Raw genomic sequence first — 19,621 nt, 5'->3', positions numbered from 1 at the left:
GGTGTTGGCATCTGTCTGGTTACTGGCATTACTAAAGATAAAATCCCGGCTGGTAGGGCTCAGGTACAAGGTAGAAGCCGGCAGCCTGCTGGATGCATAGTAACCGCCATTGAAAGGGCCATAACCGCCGGTAATATCATTCAGAGAACGGGGGCGGTTAAGATGGCTGAAGCGGATCTGTGTGTTAACAGTTAGTTTGGATGACAGCTTTACGCTCGTATTGCTGTTAAAACTATAGCGCTGCAGCCCGGATTTTTTAATGATGCCTTTTTCATTATAGTAATTCAGGCCGTAACGGTAATTGACAATATCGCTGCCGCCGCTTACTGACAGGTCTACGTTATCTACCAACCCGGTCTGGAACATACCCCCACGGTAATCATTGGCATTGTTAAAGGCCGGGTTCAATGTATCTGTCAGGATTAGGGGCAGATCCGTTAAACTGTTATAGGGACCATAATGATTGATAAGGTCCATCTTGGCACGGGTTTCTTCTGCCCCCATGTATACTTTGTCCAACGTTGGTCTTTCAGTAATACCATGGTACGTACTGAAGTTGATACGCAGCCTGCCTGGTGTACCTTTTTTGGTTTTGATGATGATAACGCCACCGGCGCCGCGGGATCCGTAAATGGCGGAGGCCGAAGCGTCTTTCAGGATATCAATAGATTCAATATCGCTAACAGGAATGCCTGCCAGTACATCTGTATTGGTACCATTGCCATAATTAATGGCGGCAATGTCATCCGTAGCCTGGGGAACGCCATCAATAACATACAGCGGACCGCTTACCGCTCTGGCCAGACTGGCCTTACCGGCGGCAGTGGTGGGGTCATTGTTTACTGACCTGCTAACAGACGTATTACCTCTCACAACAACCGTACTGCGAATGCCGGGCTCACCGGAGAAGTTCTGTACGTTAACACCTGCCACCCGTCCCTGCAACAAGCCGTCCAGGGTAGGGGATGGTACATCTGCAATGGTCTTTGGATCAAGGGATGTAACAGCGGCGCTGACATTGCGCCGGGCAAGACTCTGGTACCCGATGACCACTACATCTTTCATCTCTTTGGGGTCCTGCTTTAACGTGATGATCAGGTTGGTGAGTGTTCCTGTAACTTTAAGGTCTTTTGGGAGATAACCTACGGACCGGAAGGTGAGTGTTGCGCCCGGTGTTGCGTGGATGAGAAATTTACCATCTTCATTGGACATATCGCCATGTTTGGTGCCGGCTATTTCAATGGTCACGGCGCCTAATGGCTTACCATCACCACCGTCTTTAATAACACCGGAAACAATAACGCTGTTTGCCGCCGGTGCTATCTGGGAAAAGGCATGCTGTATCCCAAATAGCAATAGTAATTGGACAGACAGAATAACCTTGTAACAGGCAATTCTGCCTCCCCCTGTTAATTTAGTCATAGCAGTAGTTTTGATTGAATCTTATAGCTAACTAAATTAACCGGTTGCCGTTTGCAAACTTGTCAATGAAGATCAAATGGATTGTTAACAGAAATTAAACAGAAGAAATCTGGAGACGTAAATAGTATTAAAAATAAATATAAATGAATACAAATTGAAAGATCAATTGCTAAAAAATATTTGCAATCCAGAAAGCATCGGCAGATTGCAGGAACTCTAAACGTATACCCATTCCTTCCATAAAAGCGCCCTTTACAAAAGAAAAGACATTACCATTCCAGGAACATTTTCAGATTATAAAGACTAAATTGTATTCACTTTTGCTTTCCTATTTTGAAGCATGAAGTTTAATACATGAAATACAAAACCGGGCTGCGAAAAAAAATACAAACAGTTTGGATAATAACGCTATGCTGGACAGCATTCGGCTGCGTTTCCTTTCTTAACCAATATTTTTTTATTTATGACTTGCTTACACTGAAAAGACTATCTGGTTCATTTCCCTTCTGGGGTGAATTTACAGGTTCTATCATTTTTGCACTACTCGGCGGTTTAGTAGCGGGATACGTTTTGGTATTCAAAATGGGTTCGCATTACCGGAGAAAGTCATTTGCTTTCGGGGTCATCAATTCAGGGTTCCTGTTTATCATTACCTACGTGGGTCTGGCTGTCATTGGATTGCTTATCATTGATGTCGTTTATTTTTCTTTTCAGATGCCTTTTTCTGCTGCCTTGTCAAAGTCAATTGATAATGTACTTTTCAACATCTTTTCTCCTTCTTTTTTTATTAATGTTTTTTTATTTGGCCTTTTAGTTTCCTGTACGCAGTTCATGCTCCAGGTGAATGATAAGTTTGGTCCCGGCATATTATGGAAGTTCATTACCGGCAAGTATTATCATCCACGACAGGAAGAAAGGATATTTATGTTCCTCGATCTGAGGTCTTCAACAACTATTGCCGAAAAGATGAACAGCAAAAAATTCTTTGTGTTGCTAAAAGAGATCTATAATGATATGACGGAACCGATCTTGAACAGCAAGGGCGAAATATACCAGTATGTTGGTGATGAAGTAGTGGTAAGCTGGCCAGTTGAAAAAGGACTGGCAGGCAATAATTGTCTATTATGCTTCTTTGGCATCAAGCGTGCAATAGAAGAAAGAAAGGAGCACTATATCCGTGAATATGACCTGCTGCCTTCTTTTAAGGCCGGTCTGCATATTGGAGAGGCCACTGTGGGGGAGATAGGCGTTATAAAAAAGGATATTGTTTATTCAGGAGATGTACTGAATACTACTTCCCGGATAGAGGGGCAGTGTAATAATTTTGATGTAAATATTCTCTTATCTGCTGAACTACTTGAACGGATGCAGCTAAGTAATGAATACCAGCAGACTGCTTTGGGAGAGATCTCTCTGAAAGGAAAACAAGAAATGGTTTTGCTCTATACTATTAAGGATAAAACGTCATGTCCGCACTAACTGTCAACTTAATACTCTTGACAGTTCTATTGGCATTGTGGACGGACAAACTTGAGTTGACTTTTAACGAATGTCAAAATACAACCCTCAAATGGGCTTGCTAACGGCACAAAAGCAGAAAATCTGATGCTTTAATTAATCTGTCGTAATGTCAACGAGGCAGGATCTCATCGAAATTTGCGTCTACGATTCATTAGTTGAACCTGATCAGGTCTTTAAAGATCAAATGACCCCAGTTGTTTCCGCGCGCCTGCACGAGCAGTCCACCTTCCGATAGCCCACCCAGTTGGATCGGTGCGAAACCAAGCTTTTCCGCCAGCGCACCGATCTCCGTTGCTGCGCCCTCATCGTCGCTTGCCAGAAATACCACTCTTTTGCCACCGTGTACGGCCGGATCCTGGTCAAGAATAGCAGCGCCCAGATGGTTGAAGCCTTTAACCAGTTTACCGCCAGTAAAGGCCTGCGCAACGAATTGGGCAGAAGGCAGTCCTTCCATTTGCTCAGCGGGCACGCCGTAGGCATTTGTCACATCGACAATGGTCTTCCCCTGCCAGGTGGGCAGCACCTTTGCCACATCCGGGTGCGATGCAAAACGCACCGCCAGAAAGATGATGTCGGCCTTGACAGCTTCCGCGAGTGTAGTGGGAATGATTTCCGGTCCGATCGCGGCCGCCGCGGGCGCAAAGCTTTCCGGTTTGCGCGTGGTCGCAACAGATACTTCGATATTTTTGCGGGCAAACGCCCTGGCCAAAGCCTGGCCGATCTTGCCAAAGCCGATAATTGCGTAGCTCGCTACATTGTTTTTTGATTGATTCATTTTTAAAATTTTTTAATGATTTAATGGCACGCATATAAACCCGCACCAGCGTAGGGGTCAATTATTTAGACAGATAAGTCATACCACCATCCACCAGGAGTTCGGCCCCCAGCATAAACGAAGAATCATCCGAGGCCAGGAAAACCGCTGTTTTGCCAATGTCAGATGGTTGCCCGATTCGGCCTATCGGCATTTGATCTGCAAAGTGTTTTTTTACTGCTTCCATTTGTTCTGCGGGAACAAACTTGTCAAATGCTGGTGTATCTGTTGTACCTGGTGTGATTACATTTGCCCTGATCTTTCTATCTAAAAGGTCGCTTGAAAATGCTTTCGCTAAATAGATCACGGCTGCTTTTGCAGCACCATAAAGCGTAAAATTCGCATATGCCCGGTGCGCTGCATTTGACCCGATCAGAATAATAGAACCACCATCATTCATATACGGCAATGCTTTTTGAACAGTGAAGTAGACACTTTTTAGGTTCAGATCAATTGCTTGGTCAAAGTCGGCTTCCCCTATACTTGCTACAGTTCCTACAGCTCCGGCGCCCGCATTGGCTACAACAATGTCTATTTTACCGAATTTTTCAGCTGCTGCTGCAAACACCCTTTCCAGGTCAGCAAGGTTGGTTACATCGGCATTTATGGCTATAAAGTTATCGCCAAGCTGAGCCACAGAACTATCCAACGTTTTCTGATTTCTGCCGACAATAACTCCTTTAGCACCTTCATTTTTAAATTCCTGAGCAATACCATATCCGATACCACTGTTACCACCTGTAATAACTGCTACTTTGTCTCTTAATCTATTCATTTTGAATCACTTTTGAATTTGTTTCACAAAGTTACCATTGATAGTTTATATTTGTAACCATTGAAGTGTATTCTGGTTACCATCGGGTAACTACAAATCTTAAAACATGAGAGACGACAACTTTTGCAATTCAAATTGCCCATTTACGAGAGCTATTGGCATGATTGGTAATAAATGGAAGCCGATCATTATCAATGTCATTGGCACCCGTACCATTCGATTTGGCCAGTTAGACGCTATAGTGCCACACATATCAAGGAAAGTACTAACCGAACAATTAAAAGAGTTGGAAGAAGATGGACTATTGGAAAGATTGGCCTATAAGGAACTACCGCCCAGAGTGGAATACAGGTTGTCTGATAAGGGTTTGGCATTTTTGCCCATTTTAGAACACATCAAGGAATGGAATATAAAATATGAAATATCTCCAATACCCAAAGAGACGGATTACAAATACAGTAAATAACGAGACAGTAATAATGTTATCAGCTCAAGCATTGTTGAATAACTAATCTGTTTGTAAATAATCTCTGGTAAGCCTGTAGGCAGCAAGGAGCCGGGAGTCATAGCGAAACGCCAGGTAATTTGCTCCATTATAGTAATAGGCTATTTTTTTCCAGTCCTTATTTTTGATGGCCAGGTCGAGAGGCGCCACGGTTTTAATCCATTTAATAGCAAGCAATACCTGGTTATATTCACTCTCTTTTGCGTAATCCCACATCTGGCCCACTGTTTTAAATCCTGTTGTAGCGTAATGAAAACCCATTAGCTGCATCATGCCGATCGATGTACTTTTCATAGCAGCATCAGCACTTACGGCAAACGCACTGTTAAAGGCTTTCCACTCGGCAGCCTGATTGCCTACTTTATTGCTTTGCCAGTTTGTATGGGTGGTTACTGCCGTCCAGTTTTTGTATTGCCGTCTAAACCATGCTGGTTCAAACTGGATAATAATTTTTCCGGTAACCGGATCGAATCCGTGCTGACCGCTTTCAACCTGGATAATTGACTTCAAAACCCGGTATTCGTAGCCACTCTTAACAGCCAAATCATTGATTTGAGCATTGGTCAGTAGTTTACTTGTATCTATTCTCATTGTTTTTAGTATTTAAATATGATTGAAAAAAGAGTCCCCCTATTCAACCAGGGGGACTTTTTTGTAAAAACACGCGTTAATTATTCATCTTCATTGAGCACCGCCGTTTGACTTACGGCACCCATTACGCTACCGGCTACTGCCAAATAACCTGCAATGTCGGTAACGATCGTTGGCAGATTTACAGGGGATGTAAACACCGCTGCACTTACTGCCGCCAGCGTTACGCCGATGTTGCGAAGTATTTTGAAAAACTTCGGGGTGGTACCCTGCATGCGATTGACGATATTGTTCATATTGAAAAATTGAATGGTTAAAAAATAATGATCCCTTCTACTAACCAGATGATAACCGCATTTCGCAACTTACTGGCTGCAGCCCCTGCGCACAGGGCTTAGGTCAATAAGCTTTGCCGGAGAGCAGGCATGGAAGCTTCAACATATACATGCCTGCCAAGGCAACAATGCCGCCTACTGAATAACCCGCCAAACCACCGGAGAAATAATGTTTTCTCCATCAGCGGCTACAGCTACAACCCTGAACCAGTATTTCTCCATCGATTTAAGCCCGCTGAACGTATGAGACGGAAGCTTGCCTGCTTCGTGGTGCCATACCGTTTCGGCAACTGGCGTCTCGGTAGTATACTGATGCATATATGCCCTTGCACCCCGTAAACGCTTTACGGTTGTGGTTGCCTGGCCAGGGGCCCCTAAGTCTACTTCCAGTTTCTCAATTACCTGCTCTACCTGGGTGCTACTTGCCCCTGAGATGGGAAATCCACTGCTTAACAGCTTCAACCGGTCGCCCTTACACTTGAGCGTTACATAATCAGCCAACTCGGTCAATAAGCCTACCAGTTCATCTTTCAGGTTGTTTTTAAGCTGAATAGCTTCTACATCGCGGCCTTTGGCATTATTTACCGCAGCCAGCACGTCAGGCAACAGTTTTTTTGTTGCGGCCAATGCGGGCGGCGCATCGGAAAAATCAGAATTGTTTTCCATTTTTTCCACTACGCGATATCCGGCAAGTACAGTGTCGCCATCGCGCAGATATTTGTACGAGGTTAAGATTACATCTTCCATTTTAGTAACATTTAAAAGTTAGAAAATTAAAATGCCTGCTACAATTCGAACCTTAACAATCTTTATTGGCCAATAAAGCGATCAAAAAAACGGGCTGTAATACCTGCCTGCTGCCCTGGTTCTGCGGGCCGGCTACACAACGCCGTTTGACAATGCAAATAAACGTTAGAAAACAGGTCGATAACCCTACCAACCCTACCAGTAGCCCTCTTAACTTAATGATTGCGAAGGAGAAGAATTTTTAAAAAAGATTAGAAAGATCAGTTTGATAATGGGAAATACAACTAAAATGAAGATAACTGGTAAGGTTAACGTAGTCACTGATAAAACACGCATTATCTTACCTTTTACGCACCATCTGTAGCTTTTTATAGACCTTCCGTGGCTATTTATACATTAACCGAAGCTTTTTATGCACTATTCCTCGCCTTTTATAGTAAATCCCTTTCTCATTCTATTTGTATCAATAGCCTTTTATGACTCGTCAGTAGCAAACTTTATGAGATCAGTAACCAATTATGGGTTACTTGTAGTTAATTTAGGATCGTATGTTGCGTACTTAAGATCTGAAATTGGCTATTTGTGTGGCAAAAAAAGCTATTAATGATTTGAAATTGCGAAGGGATGCACTGAAAAAGGCTACTTACGCCCCATAATAGGCTACTGGTGTGTAATACTTAGCTTTGGATGAGTCATAAAAGGCCAGGGACGCATTATAAAAAGCTACGGGTGCACTATAAAAAGCTATTGGTACACATAAAAGGCTACTGGTACCCAATAAAAGGCAACATCTGTTTCAAAATTGGTAACTTTAAGCCAATCTTTTCCATAACACCCGAATCCTACAATTTTTTACACCGCTGCGCCATTTCCATTAGATGATCAATCACCTTTCTTTTAGTGCCTTCGTCAATCTGATAATACTTACTTTTCAGGTGACCATACGAAACTTCCAGTTGTCGCGTGGTGGTAAAATGTGAAGACACAGACTTTAAAATATTCGTTTGATTGGTATCGGTATAAATTCCTGTCTCCTTAAAAAGCCGTGTAAAGAGTGCCAATGCATGAACGGAAAGCGACGTTTGAATTTTGCCTTCTTCATTATTTTTCTTCGTTTCTGAAGTGGCCGCTGTCCATTCCAGGTGTACTAATTCCTGTGAGATCCAATCGAGGATTGTTTTTTGTGCAGAAGGCAGTGACGAATAAAATGGGATAACGTTTATTTCAAGCAGTTGGCTCACCTGTTTATAGCAGACTTTTAAAAATTCGAGCCTGCATTCATCGGATTCTTTCTTTTCCATTTCGGTTCTGATATTGGTACACACTTCGCGTATGAAAATAGGCTCATTGAAGTTCCAGCTTATCAGCAATTCCGTTAAAGATGCATATACAGGCCGGCAGGTGGTTGTTGAAAAGTAAGCGGATATTTCCTTAATAAGATTTTTTAGATAAGATACCTGGTGGTATCTGGCTGGTATTTCTTCCTTTACTTTAAGTAAGTCCGCGATCAACCGTTCGAGTATATTCACCAGGCGTATGTTTGATTCAGCGTCAGGCATGATTTTAATGATCATTTTCCACTGATGTTTCAATTCATTCCCCTCCCGCAGCCTTACCGGAAATGGCAAATGCAGATCTGTGTTGAAAAAGCGGGCAAAGTTATTTTTTAGAAAAGCAATGATGTCTTCCAGTTGTGCTGCCACCTTTTGATAGAAATGTCTATGTTCCCGTGTAATGGATTCGTGGTGCTGGTGGTTAAAAAGCTGGTTCAGCAACGTGGCAACTATGATTTGATGCCGCTCTACCAGTATTTCATTTTCCTCTTCAGTCTTACTATAGAGCGAGTCAAGCAGCAATTGCCTGCTCAGGGATTCTTTCAGTTTTATTGAAGTGGCCAACCAGTCAGTTATCTGTTCCGGTGTTGCCTGCATTACTGCATTAGGACGAAGTATTGTATGCACCAATTGCTCAAAGCTTTCTATTGAATATTTTTTCATGGTCTTAGTTTTGTTACAACTGTTCATTTTTGCGGATACGACTAGCCGTTCGAAAAGAAAGAGTAAGTGTTTGCAAAGTCAAAACTAACGGAGGTACAAACAGGAAGTTCACCTTTCCCAAATCCGCTGGGAGTTATCCCAAATCCGTATGGTTTTTGGCGAAATCCGTAAAAGAATAATTAAGAAATATGCGCTTTTCGTTTTCCTTACACGTTATAAAAAGTATTGACTTAAATCAATAAGTAACAGCAATCCTTCCTCACGTAATGGAATAACCTTAATTAATATTAAATTTAATACTGATTGCTTAATTTATACTAAACCATGAACCTGACCACTCCCCTAAAGGTAATTATAGTGGAAGACCTGGCTCTTCTCCGGCAGCGTCTGGAAAGACTTCTACAAAAACAACCAGGCTTAGTGGTCACAGGCTCCTGTGGCACCGTTGATGAAGCCATTGCGCTGATCAATAACAGAAAACCCGATCTGTTGTTACTCGACATCGAGCTTCCAGATGGAACCGGTTTTGATATACTAGAACAAATATCCGTACCAGCGAAGGTCATCTTTCTTACGGCGCACAACGATTATGCAAAACAGGCGTTCCGTTGCGGGGCCATCGATTATTTACTAAAACCCCTGAACGAAGAGGAATTAGGTGAAGCGGTACAAAAAGTGATCAACGCGCAACCCCTGTTACGGGAACAAATAGACATCGCCGGGAACAGTTTCAGGGAAAAAAAAGTGCCGGAAAACATCGTATTGCGGTCCCGTGATTTTGCACAGGTCGTGGCGGTAAAGGAAATCGCCTACCTGCAAGGTGAGTATGGCTACACTACTGTTTTCTTACATGACGGAAAGAAGTTGGTCACCACCAGCTACCTCAAGGAGTACGAGGAATTATTATCCGATGAAACTTTTCTGCGTCCCCACCAATCCTACCTGGTGAATAAGCTTTATATTGATCGTTACCACAAAAAAGACAGCATCATCTATTTAAAAGATGCCATCCAAATCCCGGTGTCGAGCCGGAGAAAAGAAATGGTTGATCAATATTTTAAAAAGCTATAGGCGCTATGTATCGAATTATCGTCCTGGCCATCATTTGTGTGGCCTGTAATACTAATGGTAACCATCGTCAATCACCATCCGCAGATCCCTTGCTGCCCTTTTTTAAACAGCGGGTTAATCCCTTATTACAAAACCTGGAAACTGCAGCCGCGAAAAAAATACTGGACAGCCTGCTGCCGTACATTAAAGAAAAGGACAACTATATAGATATGTGTTCCTGGCTTCGCTGTATGGCGGTGGTGTATCAACTCGAAAACAAGCTCGATAGCGCCCGCTGGTACGTGGACCGGTCCTTACAACTGGCGCTGGAGAAAGATACTACCCAACGGCAAATTCTGGCCGGCAAAATTCAAACGGCAGACATCATGGGTGACCAACATTCCCTCGACAGCGCGGTGAGATACGGCCGTGAAGCTTATTTCATGGCCCAAAAAATTGATACGCCGGGACTGCCGCTCATTTGCCTTAAACTGTACAATATTTACGAGAAGATCGGTGACCTGCCCATGCAAAAAAAATATCTGTTCGAGGGCCTTAAGCGAAGCACCAGCCCCAAGCATAAAACAGTTTTTGCGGCAAACATTTCCGAATACTACGAGAAAGTGAACCAGGTAGATTCTGCGCTAATTTTTTTCCAGACATTGATGAAGGATACCAGTTTCAGCAATCCCTATTATAACGCAGTGCGGTACGAAAACCTGGGAACGCTTCTTTCAAAAAAAGGATATCTAAAAGAAGGCCTTGCCTATCAGTTGAAGGGCATGCAGATCAGCCGTGAGTTGGATGAACTGAGTGCCCGATCTTACTATAATATAGCAGCCACCTATCTAAAGCTGGGTCAATACCTCAAGGATGAACATTTGCTGGATACGGCGCTGAGCCTTGCTTCGCATGAAAAGAACTGGGCGCTCCAAAAGCAAATATGGCGGGCAAAAGCAGCCAATTTAACGCTTCAAAGAAAACCCTGGCAGGCCAGTGCCGCCAAGGATTCCGCTTTCAGCTATTATGACAAAGAAGTAGACTCTTCCGCCATCGGCCGGGCCAGGGAGTTGGAAGCAAAATACAGCCTGCTGGAAAAAGACCTTCAGATCAAGTCGCTGGCGTTAAGCAACCAGGAAAGCGAAAGAACCCGGGAACGACAAAGAAATGCGATCGTTCAGATTATTTGCAGTGTCGTCGTCCTTGGCATATATCTCTATTGGGTGTGGAGGAAAAAGCAATATAAAATGAGCATAAGGGAAGACAATCTGCGGCAACAACTACTCGGGGGCCAGATCAAATCTCATTTTTTATACAATTCTGTGGATGGGTTACTTGAGTTGATCGAGAATGGAAACACCAGGAGCGCTGTTAACTTTATACAACGATTGACCCAGCTCTTACGGTTGAGCCTTGAAAATGCCCGGCAGCCTTTTGTGTCACTCAAAAACGAGCTCGATGCTCTGGCCAGTTATTTAACGCTGCAGCAAGTGTTATCAGGCAACCAATTTGATTTCCACATTGAAGTAGAAGGTTTAGCCGACCAGAGAGCCATCCTGATCCCGCCTATGCTGTTGCAGCCTATTACCGAAAACGCCATCCTGCATGGTTTTGCAGGCCAGCAGGAAAAAGGGCAAATCAATATTCTTATCCAAAAAGATCATAAAGCGCTCCATTGCGTGATAGACGACAATGGCCGGGGCTTTCAGGTTGCCGGTAATCAATCTCAGAAGCGGTCTTTATCTACCCTCATTAACAAAGAACGCTTAGAAATATTAAGCCGCCAAACCAGGACACATGCGAAATTAAAGATCATTGATAAAAAAGAAACAACAGGTAAGGCCGGTGTTCGCGTGGAATTAATTGTTCCTTATCAATCCCCTGTAATTAAGAAAAATGGTAAGCGAGTTGAAAGTCAACAACAGTTTTAAAATACTGTACGACCTGGATGCATCATCAACAATCAGCGTTCTTGTTGGCCCCGTCAGAATTATATACGAGTTAATACCCCTGGGAGCAACCTTGCACGAAGTGATCAATACAATGGGGAAATGGGGACTGTTTTATAGAGAGCAGCTGCATCGTAATGGAAGTCATTAAGGTGGGGTTTTCAGAAGAATAGAAGGGAGATCAGTTGACGCAGAACACTGGCTGCCATAGTAAATGCTTTTCGCCTGCACCTCTGAACTTTATACAGGCTGAACATCTTTTAAATCTGATCCGAAAATGGATTCATTTTTGAACAAGAATACTTCGAACCCAAAAGGCCCTTCAAATCCAATGACTTGAAGGGCCTCGTAAATTTTAGTCGGGTGGACTGGACAAATGTCTAACCTGCTTATAAAAGATTTATTGGAAACTCAAGAGCTTACGTATATATTAAACATTCATAATCGGTAGGAGTTGTCGGGTTTTAACCTATCTTCATTTGGCACATTGGCAAACCCATGAGTCCCGACATACAAATCAACGCTTGAGGAACCGGTATAAAGCGGGTATCTTCACCTGAATATAAAAGTTATACAAGGTGAACAATGATTTACATCGGAATTTTCGTCCAGTGATCCCTTTCGCCTACTATGAATTCTGTAGCTGCTCCGTTTTTGTCTGTCTTAAAGACAAGCGGCATGCCCCTTTCCTTACTAAAGAACTCAGTAGATGAAGAAGGCACCAGGTGAATCGCCTCATTATCCCACAGCTGTTTGAGTACGATGCCTTCACTTTCGGCTTTTATGCTGATCTTCTTGCCGTCCTGCATTTGATACTCGCCTTCCAAGGCCTCTAGTTGAGCAGGCCCCACTTTAATCTGTTTTTTGATTATGGCAGTAGAAGGGTCCTGCATCTTTTTCCACAGGTCCTGGTGAAAAGCCAGCATCTGGGTAACATTACCGTTGTTATCTTTAGTAAACTCAAGCGGGAAAGTTCCATGTCGGCCAAAGAATGCAGTAGCTGATGTGGGGCTAAACAGAACCTCCTGTCCATCCCAACCCTGGCGGAGTATCAGCGCGTCGGGGATTGATTCGATCTGAATATAATTCCTGGTGCCATCGGGCCTTTCCATTTGGTAACACCCTTCAAAAGATTTCAACTCCCCTGGTTGAAGATGGATGTACTTTGGCTCTTTATAAGTCTTCACCTTGTTCCAGTGGTCTTTATTGAAGGCCACCAGCTGTATAACCGAACCCTGGTCGTTTTTGGAAAATTTGAGGGGAAACCCTTTACTAACGTCTAAAAACTCCAGTGCCGATTGTTGATTGAACACAATCTCTTTGTCATCCCACATTTGTTTAAGAATTAACTGGTTGCCTTTAACCCTGATCTGAATATAACTATTCTTATTCAACTCAAACTGGTAATAACCTTCAAATGCTTTCAGGTCCTGACGGTCGGGAAGTTCGGCTTCCTGATGATTGCTCAATGGCATAGCTCGTGCTTTCAGCGGATTGACAATGAAATACGAGCCAACCAGCAAGGGAAAGGCCAGCGCATATTTGTATAAATTGCGGATTGGAGATCTTTTTTTGTTCATCATATGAATGCGTGTTTTGATTTTAGATGCGGCGAATAAATTAACCAACGGTAGCTGCGATGGCTGCAGACAACGAAGCATGCTGTATTGATAAGATAAAGGGTCTGCTCCGCTGTCCAGTACCGTCTTGTCGGCAATAAATTCCGGATTGAGTTTCACCGTTCGTTTGAATCCAATAAACAATGGATTGATCCAGCACAATGCATGCATCACTTCCACCAACAATAAATCCAAATTGTGTCCCTGCAGTATATGCACCTGCTCGTGAGCAATGATCTGTTCAACCTCTGCCGGTGAATACTGCCCCTTGTTCATTACCAGGTAGTGAAAGAAGGAGAACACTGGCAGATCCAGTTTATGATAGCAGTAAACAATGCCGTTCACTTTTTCCCGCCGGCATCTTCTGATTATGCGACAGACTTGTTGTATTTGAAAAAGCAAACGTAGCAGTAGTATGCCCACTACCAAAAAATACACCCCGTCAATAAAATTCACAACTCTGGAGATTGAGAACGTATTATTCTTAGGCGGGAGGATAGATGCCGGGGTTTGCGCAGGTATGTTTACCGTCGCGGTACCCGTGTTTTGATCGATAGCATCCGGCAGTCGTTGTACCGCAATTATATTTTCCCCGATACAGCCCTGAAGATGATCAGGTATGTGGAAGCCGAATATAAAAAGGGAACCTACGCAGCAATTACAGACCCGCAAAAACTGGTGGAACAACTTAACAAGGATTTACAAAAGGGGCATCACGATGGCCAATTCAACATTTTTTATAATCCCCGCTTTGCCAGAGATCTGTCAGATACAGTGGGGCAGGCGGCCCGCCAAAGACAGGGCGATTCTATGCAATTAGCACATAGGTATGTGAATGTCAATAACTTAGCCAATGCTTTTTGCTTAATAGACAGACTTGAAGTAACTTGCCCTCAATATGGTAGCATTTTTCCAGAAAATAACTGACGTACTCAATGAATCGAATATACCGTATATGCTTTCCGGTAGTGTGGCAATGAGTATATACATCGTACCCAGAGCAACACGGGATTTTGATTTCATAATTCATCTTGAACCGAAAAATATAGATCGATTTATTGAGCATTTTAAAGCCGGTTATTATTGTGACAAGGATGCCATTCAAGATGCAGTAGAAAGACGAAGCATGTTCAATATCATCGATCATGCATCTGGCTTTAAAGCAGATTTCGTGGTTTTAAAAAATGAAGCTTTTAGACAGGAAGAATTTAATAGAAGAAAGAAAGTGGATTTTTTTGATAAAACCATTTATGTGGTATCACCGGAAGATTTGCTTATTTCTAAGCTTATATGGATACAAGATTTTCAATCGCCACAGCAAATGGAAGATATCAAAAATCTAGCTGCTATTGAAAACCTGGATAAGCTCTATATCAATAAATGGATCAGTAAGCTAAATTTGAAAACATTTGATTTATTAAAATCATGAATGATACCCCTCAACATATAAAAGAGTTACAGTTAAAAATATGGCTTTCAAAATCTCCGGGAGAAAGGCTTAGGCAGTTTATGGAAGATAATGCGGCCTTATTTCAATTTTGGAAGGCAGCTCAAAAATCGAATAATAATGCGGCCGATGTCAAAGGAGGACGAGAGTCAATTGATTCATAAAGGATGATATTCTCTTTTGGAAAATCTATTTCAACAAGAATACTTCGAACCAAAAAGGGCCTTCAAATCCAATGACTTGAAGTGCCCTTTTTAATTTTCGTCGGGCCGGCTGGACAAATGTCGAACCACTTCATTAAAGATCTACTGGAAATTCAACAGCTTACGTATATGTCAAAAACTCAAGTCTTCGAGTAGTGATATTAGTAAACAACAAAACTTCACCACAATCTTGTAACCTGTTAATACAGGATTTAAAGATTTTAAGTGACTTTGTAAGGCTTCATAAGGGATAGCAAGAGTGCACAATGCAAAAACGTAAGGAGAGTAAACGCAGACATATGGGTTGCGAGATCAATAAAAACGAGATAAAAAAGAGGCTACCAATTTTGATAGCCTCTAACCATTTCGCGATACACCCTGGAAAATATTCTATTGTTTTATAAACTGTAACCGGGTGTTCGTTTTTGTTCCTTTAACCTGTATAGTATAGATGCCTTTTACAAGCGGTTGCAGGGACAGGCCAATGCTGTTGATCCCTTTATCGAGGTAAAGAAAAGAGGCTGCGACACTTTTTCCACTTTGATCAAAAATGGTATAACCCACATATTCTTTTTCTGCCAGGTTAACCATCAGCGTTGCATCCTGCTGTACAGGATTAGGCAACAGGCGGATGGTAGCCGCATTGGCTATCGAAGAAACGATTATGATCTTTGAATAAGTGGCAGTTCCATCCAGGTCAAGCTGCTTTATGCGATACCAGCTGCTTGTTGCCAGCGGATCATTATCAGTAAATGAATAATATTGATTAAAGGCCGAATTACCGGCAGCAGCCACCGTGCCGATACGGGAGAAGCTGGTGCCATCTGCACTTCTTTCAATAATAAAATGCGCCGTATTTTGCTCTTCGGCGGTTGTCCAGTTGCAAATTACTTTGGTAGTACCAGTACGCTGTGCCGTAGCGGTAAAAGAAACAAAGTGAAGCGGCAGTGTAGCGGAGGGCAGCACCGCAAAACGAGGGGTTATCACACTGCCTATTTGGGTAAACACACCACCTGCATACACGGTAGCACCGTTTGCGGTTATCGCATTTACTGTATTATTTGGAGCGGGGTTCCAGGCAGTGGCAAGGCCGGTACCAGCGTCAAGGGCTGCAATACGGGGTCTGGTTTGTCCGCCGATGGTACCAAAAATGCCGCCTACATATATGGTAGACCCGTTTACGGCTAATGCATTTACTGTACTATTTGCAGTAGGGTTCCAGGCAGTGGCAAGGCCGGAAGTGGCATCGAGGGCAGCAATCCGGGACCTGGTTTGTCCGCCGATGGCAGTGAAAAATCCGCCTGCATATACGATAGACCCATTTACGGCAATGGCATTCACTATATTATTTGCAGCAGGATTCCATGCAGTGGCAAGACCGGTGGTGGCATCGAGGGCTGCAATTCGGGCTCTGGTTTGTCCGCCGATGGAAGAGAAAGCTCCTCCTGCATATACGGTAGAACCGTTTACAACAATAGTGATTACTGTACCATTCGAATTGGGGTCCCAGCTAGAGGCGAGGCCGGTAGTGGCATCGATCGCCGCAATGCGGTTCCGGGTTTGTCCGCCGATGGTAGTGAAAGCTCCTCCGGCATACACGGTAGAACCGTTTACAATTATAGCGTTTACTGTATTATCCGCATTCGGGTTCCAGCCAGTAAGCTGGCCGGTAGTGGCATCGAGGGCGGCAATGCGATTTCGGGCCTGGCCACCGATGTTAGTGAAAGCGCCGCCGGCATATACGGTAGAGCCGTTTAGGGCTATGGTATTTATTTGATTATCCGAATTGGGGTCCATGGCACTGGCAAGGCCGGTGGTGGCGTCAAGGGCTGCAATCCGATTTCGGGTTTGTCCGCCGATGGTAGTAAAAATTCCGCCGGCATATACGGTGGAACCGTTTACAGTTATAGTATATACCTGATTATTTGCAATTGGGTTCCAGGGAGTGGCCAGGCCGGTCGTTTCATCGAGGGCGGCAATGTAGTTCCTGCTTTGGCCGCCGATGTTAGTGAAAGCGCCACCTGCGTATACGGTAGAGCCGTTTATGGTTATGGTATTTATTGCATTATCCGGACTGGGATTCCAGGCAGTAGCCAGGCCGGTACCCGCATCCAGGGCGGCTATATAGTTCCTGCTTTGTCCGCCGATGTTAATGAAAGATCCACCTGCATACACGGTAGCACCGTTTATCACTATGGAAGATACTACACCACTTGCATTGGGATCCCAGGCCGTGGCCAGTCCGGTAGTGGCGTCGAGCGCTGCAATACGGTTCCTGGTTTGTCCGCCTATAGTTGTAAAATATCCGCTGGCATACACGGTAGAACCGTTTACTCCTATGGAAGCTACTTTGTTATTGGCATTAGGATCAAAGGCTGTGGCCAGACCGGTAGTAGCATCCAGGGCTGCTATACAGTTCCTGGTTTGTCCGCCGATATTTGTAAAAATTCCACCTACATACACAGTAGAACCGTTTACAAATATGGTAGTTACTACATTATTGGCATTGGGGTCCCAGGCATTCACAGACCCATCTGCATTGATCCGGGCAATACGATTCCTGGTAACATTGCCCAGTTTTGTAAAGCCGCCACCAATATACCAGCCGCCGCTCCCATCAGGTACTGCTACGTTTACAGATCCATTGGGCAGAGGAAAAGCAGTGCTTCCCAACCCGGTGGTGGCATCAAGGGCAGCGCCATAATACAGGCTTGGGCCTACTGTCGTAAAGTCGCCGCCAATATAAATGGTGTTTCCGCTTTGAACAATGGTTTTAACGGTGTTGTTGGCTACGTAAAAACCGGAAACAGGCGTTTGGGCACTGGCCTGATAAGCCATAGGTATAAATAAAAACAAGGCAAAAAGGCACATTAGGTGTGATCTAACAACCTGGAAATGAAGCGATACAATACGAAACAATGTGAAGAATGGGGGCACTTTCATACAATTACATTAAAGCATTCGCCTTAATTCAGTCTCCTTTAGGTTGCAAGGCTGAACAAAGTCGAAGCGGGGTTTAGGGAATCTAAGTTTCCGGCCCCAAGATAACTCGCTAAGCAGAAACATGCAATGTATGTAAGTGAATTTCACCAGTCTGACCGGACATTTTTTGATGAAACTGCCTCGTCCTAAAATAACTATACAACAAATCAAGATTGTATGGTAAAGAAACGCTCCCAAGGTCTAGTTGGCCGCTATGTAGCGCGGGGACATTATGACAAGAAATTCATTGCTCAGGTAGTAGATGAGTTTTTAAAAGGTAAGCCCAGGCAGGCAATATTAGCGGAATATAGCCTCAACTCCACTACTTTAACTAGATGGCTCGCCAATAGCGACCTGATGATCAGCCCAAGGCGCATTGGCCCGAATGTGGGTATGGATTTAAAACGAACAGTGGTTCGAGCGGTAACGAGTGGTCGACTAAGTATGCGTGAGGCCATGTTAACGTATGGCGTAAAAACACCTAAAACAATTGAAGGGTGGATTAAGCAATTAGAGCAGGAAAATGCCGATCTTGTGGCTTCGAATGAAGCCTGGATGAAGAAAAAAAAGCCCAACAAGAAAGAAACTACTCAGGATGCCCCGGATGTAAAGGCCTTGCAAAAGGCATTGGAAGAAGCTCAATTTAAGATTGTAGCATTAAATACTCTCATAGACGTAGCTGAAGAACAGCTTAAAATTAATATCAGAAAAAAGCCTGGTGCCAAACAGTCCAACGATTAAAGCAGGACTATCCTGAAAAGGGAGTGCAAAGGCTATGTGCGCTGTTTGGCAAGACCCGTCATGCGCTGTATGATCATCAATGGCGTCGCGGCCAAGAGATTTATACGGATGATGTTATTTTAAAGTACGTTCATGAGGTGAGACAACAACTTCCTCGATTAGGAACACGTAAGCTGCTTCATAAAATAACCCCATTGCTGGAAGCTCACGGAATTGAGGTAGGCCGGGATTATTTATTTGATTTACTGGATCATCATAAAATGCTAATACGGCAACGTAAAAGAAAGGTTATTACCACTGATTCCCGGCATTGGATGCATAAATATGATAACCTGATCAAAGAGCTAGATTGCTATAGACCAGGGGCGACAAAATTGAATGAAACTGACGATAATTGATCATATTCACTCACAATCGATCAAAATCGTAAAAAGTTGGGAAAGCTGGATAATTGTCGAACTCATTGCTCGAAGATTTAATGAAAATAAAGACCTTGAATATTCAATAAATAACAATGTGTTGGTCACAATTATAAAGAATGCCTTTTTTCGCAGGTAAATTTTATCAGTAAATTAAACTTACAAATAAAACGATCGAGTAATTCGGTGAGTGGTACTGAGAAAGTTTTTATTTATCCGTGGGGTTATCCCTTGGCGGAATGGAAGGACTTATAACTTTCATAAGGTCCTTCGATTGCAGACGAACTCTTATTGACGATGGCCTGTATATTCGATGTTAAGCTTCCCTTTTGGCGGTTTATTATTTAACTTGGGTAAGCGTACCATTATCCAGTCAAGGTGACTCCTGGCAATTTAGGGAAAAGGATGAAAAAAAACCTTTTCATCCTGAAATACGCCAACATGGTCAGTAGTAAACCTGACGCCCGCCTTTTGTATAAGTGACAATACAATTTGATTAATTAT

18 protein-coding genes are annotated in these 19,621 nt (G+C 43.4%); 9 read left to right on the top strand and 9 right to left on the bottom strand.

Going from position 1 to position 19,621, the window contains the following annotated elements; all coding sequences use genetic code 11:
• On the bottom strand, positions 1 to 1,422 hold a 1,422-nt coding region (locus ACJ751_RS06840; RefSeq protein WP_407744632.1), incomplete at its 3' end, for a TonB-dependent receptor plug domain-containing protein.
• A 354-nt stretch (positions 1,423 to 1,776) separates the two neighbouring features.
• On the opposite strand from ACJ751_RS06840, the gene ACJ751_RS06835 reads away from it, so the two are divergent.
• On the top strand, positions 1,777 to 2,901 hold the full coding sequence (locus ACJ751_RS06835; protein WP_407744631.1) for an adenylate/guanylate cyclase domain-containing protein: 1,125 nt from the start codon (positions 1,777 to 1,779) through the stop codon (positions 2,899 to 2,901).
• 193 nt (positions 2,902 to 3,094) lie between these two features.
• On the opposite strand, the gene ACJ751_RS06830 is transcribed toward ACJ751_RS06835, so the two are convergent.
• On the bottom strand, positions 3,095 to 3,718 hold the full coding sequence (locus tag ACJ751_RS06830; RefSeq protein WP_407744630.1) for an NADPH-dependent F420 reductase: 624 nt from the start codon (positions 3,716 to 3,718) through the stop codon (positions 3,095 to 3,097).
• Positions 3,719 to 3,779: 61 nt separating this feature from the next.
• Positions 3,780 to 4,532, bottom strand: a complete 753-nt coding sequence (locus ACJ751_RS06825; RefSeq protein ID WP_407744629.1) for an SDR family NAD(P)-dependent oxidoreductase — start codon at positions 4,530 to 4,532, stop codon at positions 3,780 to 3,782.
• 106 nt (positions 4,533 to 4,638) lie between these two features.
• Here ACJ751_RS06825 and ACJ751_RS06820 point away from each other — a divergent pair, with 106 nt between their 5' ends.
• Positions 4,639 to 4,998, top strand: a complete 360-nt coding sequence (locus tag ACJ751_RS06820; protein ID WP_407744628.1) for a winged helix-turn-helix transcriptional regulator — start codon at positions 4,639 to 4,641, stop codon at positions 4,996 to 4,998.
• Positions 4,999 to 5,040: 42 nt separating this feature from the next.
• Here the strand turns inward: ACJ751_RS06820 and ACJ751_RS06815 are convergent, their stop codons facing one another.
• The 4 genes from ACJ751_RS06815 to ACJ751_RS06800 all read right to left on the bottom strand — a co-directional run bounded on the left by ACJ751_RS06815 (position 5,041) and on the right by ACJ751_RS06800 (position 8,707).
• On the bottom strand, positions 5,041 to 5,628 hold the full coding sequence (locus ACJ751_RS06815; protein ID WP_407744627.1) for an N-acetylmuramidase family protein: 588 nt from the start codon (positions 5,626 to 5,628) through the stop codon (positions 5,041 to 5,043).
• Between the two features lie 80 nt (positions 5,629 to 5,708).
• Positions 5,709 to 5,924 (bottom strand): hypothetical protein, encoded by a 216-nt coding sequence (locus ACJ751_RS06810; protein WP_407744626.1) that lies wholly within the window; start codon positions 5,922 to 5,924, stop codon positions 5,709 to 5,711.
• A 174-nt stretch (positions 5,925 to 6,098) separates the two neighbouring features.
• Positions 6,099 to 6,710, bottom strand: a complete 612-nt coding sequence (locus ACJ751_RS06805; protein WP_407744625.1) for a hypothetical protein — start codon at positions 6,708 to 6,710, stop codon at positions 6,099 to 6,101.
• 842 nt (positions 6,711 to 7,552) lie between these two features.
• Positions 7,553 to 8,707, bottom strand: a complete 1,155-nt coding sequence (locus ACJ751_RS06800) for a hypothetical protein (RefSeq protein WP_407744624.1) — start codon at positions 8,705 to 8,707, stop codon at positions 7,553 to 7,555.
• Positions 8,708 to 9,031: 324 nt separating this feature from the next.
• On the opposite strand from ACJ751_RS06800, the gene ACJ751_RS06795 reads away from it, so the two are divergent.
• The 3 genes from ACJ751_RS06795 to ACJ751_RS06785 are packed head-to-tail and all read left to right on the top strand — an operon-like array spanning position 9,032 to position 11,857.
• Positions 9,032 to 9,778 (top strand): LytR/AlgR family response regulator transcription factor, encoded by a 747-nt coding sequence (locus tag ACJ751_RS06795; protein ID WP_407744623.1) that lies wholly within the window; start codon positions 9,032 to 9,034, stop codon positions 9,776 to 9,778.
• A 5-nt stretch (positions 9,779 to 9,783) separates the two neighbouring features.
• Complete coding sequence (locus ACJ751_RS06790; RefSeq protein WP_407744622.1) at positions 9,784 to 11,688, top strand: histidine kinase; 1,905 nt, start codon at positions 9,784 to 9,786, stop codon at positions 11,686 to 11,688.
• The gene (locus ACJ751_RS06785) at positions 11,654 to 11,857 is read left to right on the top strand and encodes a winged helix-turn-helix transcriptional regulator (RefSeq protein WP_407744621.1); all 204 of its coding nucleotides are present in this window, start codon (positions 11,654 to 11,656) and stop codon (positions 11,855 to 11,857) included. The genes ACJ751_RS06790 and ACJ751_RS06785 overlap by 35 nt, the downstream gene beginning before the upstream one ends.
• A 439-nt stretch (positions 11,858 to 12,296) precedes the next feature.
• On the opposite strand, the gene ACJ751_RS06780 is transcribed toward ACJ751_RS06785, so the two are convergent.
• Positions 12,297 to 13,781, bottom strand: coding sequence for a M56 family metallopeptidase (locus ACJ751_RS06780; RefSeq protein WP_407744620.1), 1,485 nt, complete (start codon positions 13,779 to 13,781; stop codon positions 12,297 to 12,299).
• A gap of 54 nt (positions 13,782 to 13,835) precedes the next feature.
• Between ACJ751_RS06780 and ACJ751_RS06775 the strand changes: the two genes are divergently transcribed.
• Together ACJ751_RS06775 and ACJ751_RS06770 are read left to right on the top strand one after the other, a co-directional pair.
• Positions 13,836 to 14,252 (top strand): hypothetical protein, encoded by a 417-nt coding sequence (locus ACJ751_RS06775; protein WP_407744619.1) that lies wholly within the window; start codon positions 13,836 to 13,838, stop codon positions 14,250 to 14,252.
• The gene (locus ACJ751_RS06770) at positions 14,224 to 14,754 is read left to right on the top strand and encodes a DUF6036 family nucleotidyltransferase (RefSeq protein ID WP_407744618.1); all 531 of its coding nucleotides are present in this window, start codon (positions 14,224 to 14,226) and stop codon (positions 14,752 to 14,754) included. Before ACJ751_RS06775 ends, ACJ751_RS06770 begins: the two co-directional genes overlap by 29 nt.
• 611 nt (positions 14,755 to 15,365) lie before the next feature.
• On the opposite strand, the gene ACJ751_RS06765 is transcribed toward ACJ751_RS06770, so the two are convergent.
• Positions 15,366 to 17,813 (bottom strand): T9SS type A sorting domain-containing protein, encoded by a 2,448-nt coding sequence (locus ACJ751_RS06765; RefSeq protein WP_407744617.1) that lies wholly within the window; start codon positions 17,811 to 17,813, stop codon positions 15,366 to 15,368.
• Positions 17,814 to 18,134: 321 nt separating this feature from the next.
• Between ACJ751_RS06765 and ACJ751_RS06760 the strand changes: the two genes are divergently transcribed.
• Positions 18,135 to 18,698 (top strand): hypothetical protein, encoded by a 564-nt coding sequence (locus ACJ751_RS06760; RefSeq protein WP_407744616.1) that lies wholly within the window; start codon positions 18,135 to 18,137, stop codon positions 18,696 to 18,698.
• A gap of 23 nt (positions 18,699 to 18,721) precedes the next feature.
• Complete coding sequence (locus tag ACJ751_RS06755; protein ID WP_407744615.1) at positions 18,722 to 19,096, top strand: hypothetical protein; 375 nt, start codon at positions 18,722 to 18,724, stop codon at positions 19,094 to 19,096.
• The last annotated feature ends 525 nt before the right edge of the window (positions 19,097 to 19,621 follow it).

It is taken from the genome of Niastella sp., assembly GCF_045805085.1.
GTDB lineage: Bacteria > Bacteroidota > Bacteroidia > Chitinophagales > Chitinophagaceae > Niastella.
Note: the sequence above shows the minus strand (reverse complement) of the source record. Positions and strands in the feature narration are given on the sequence as shown.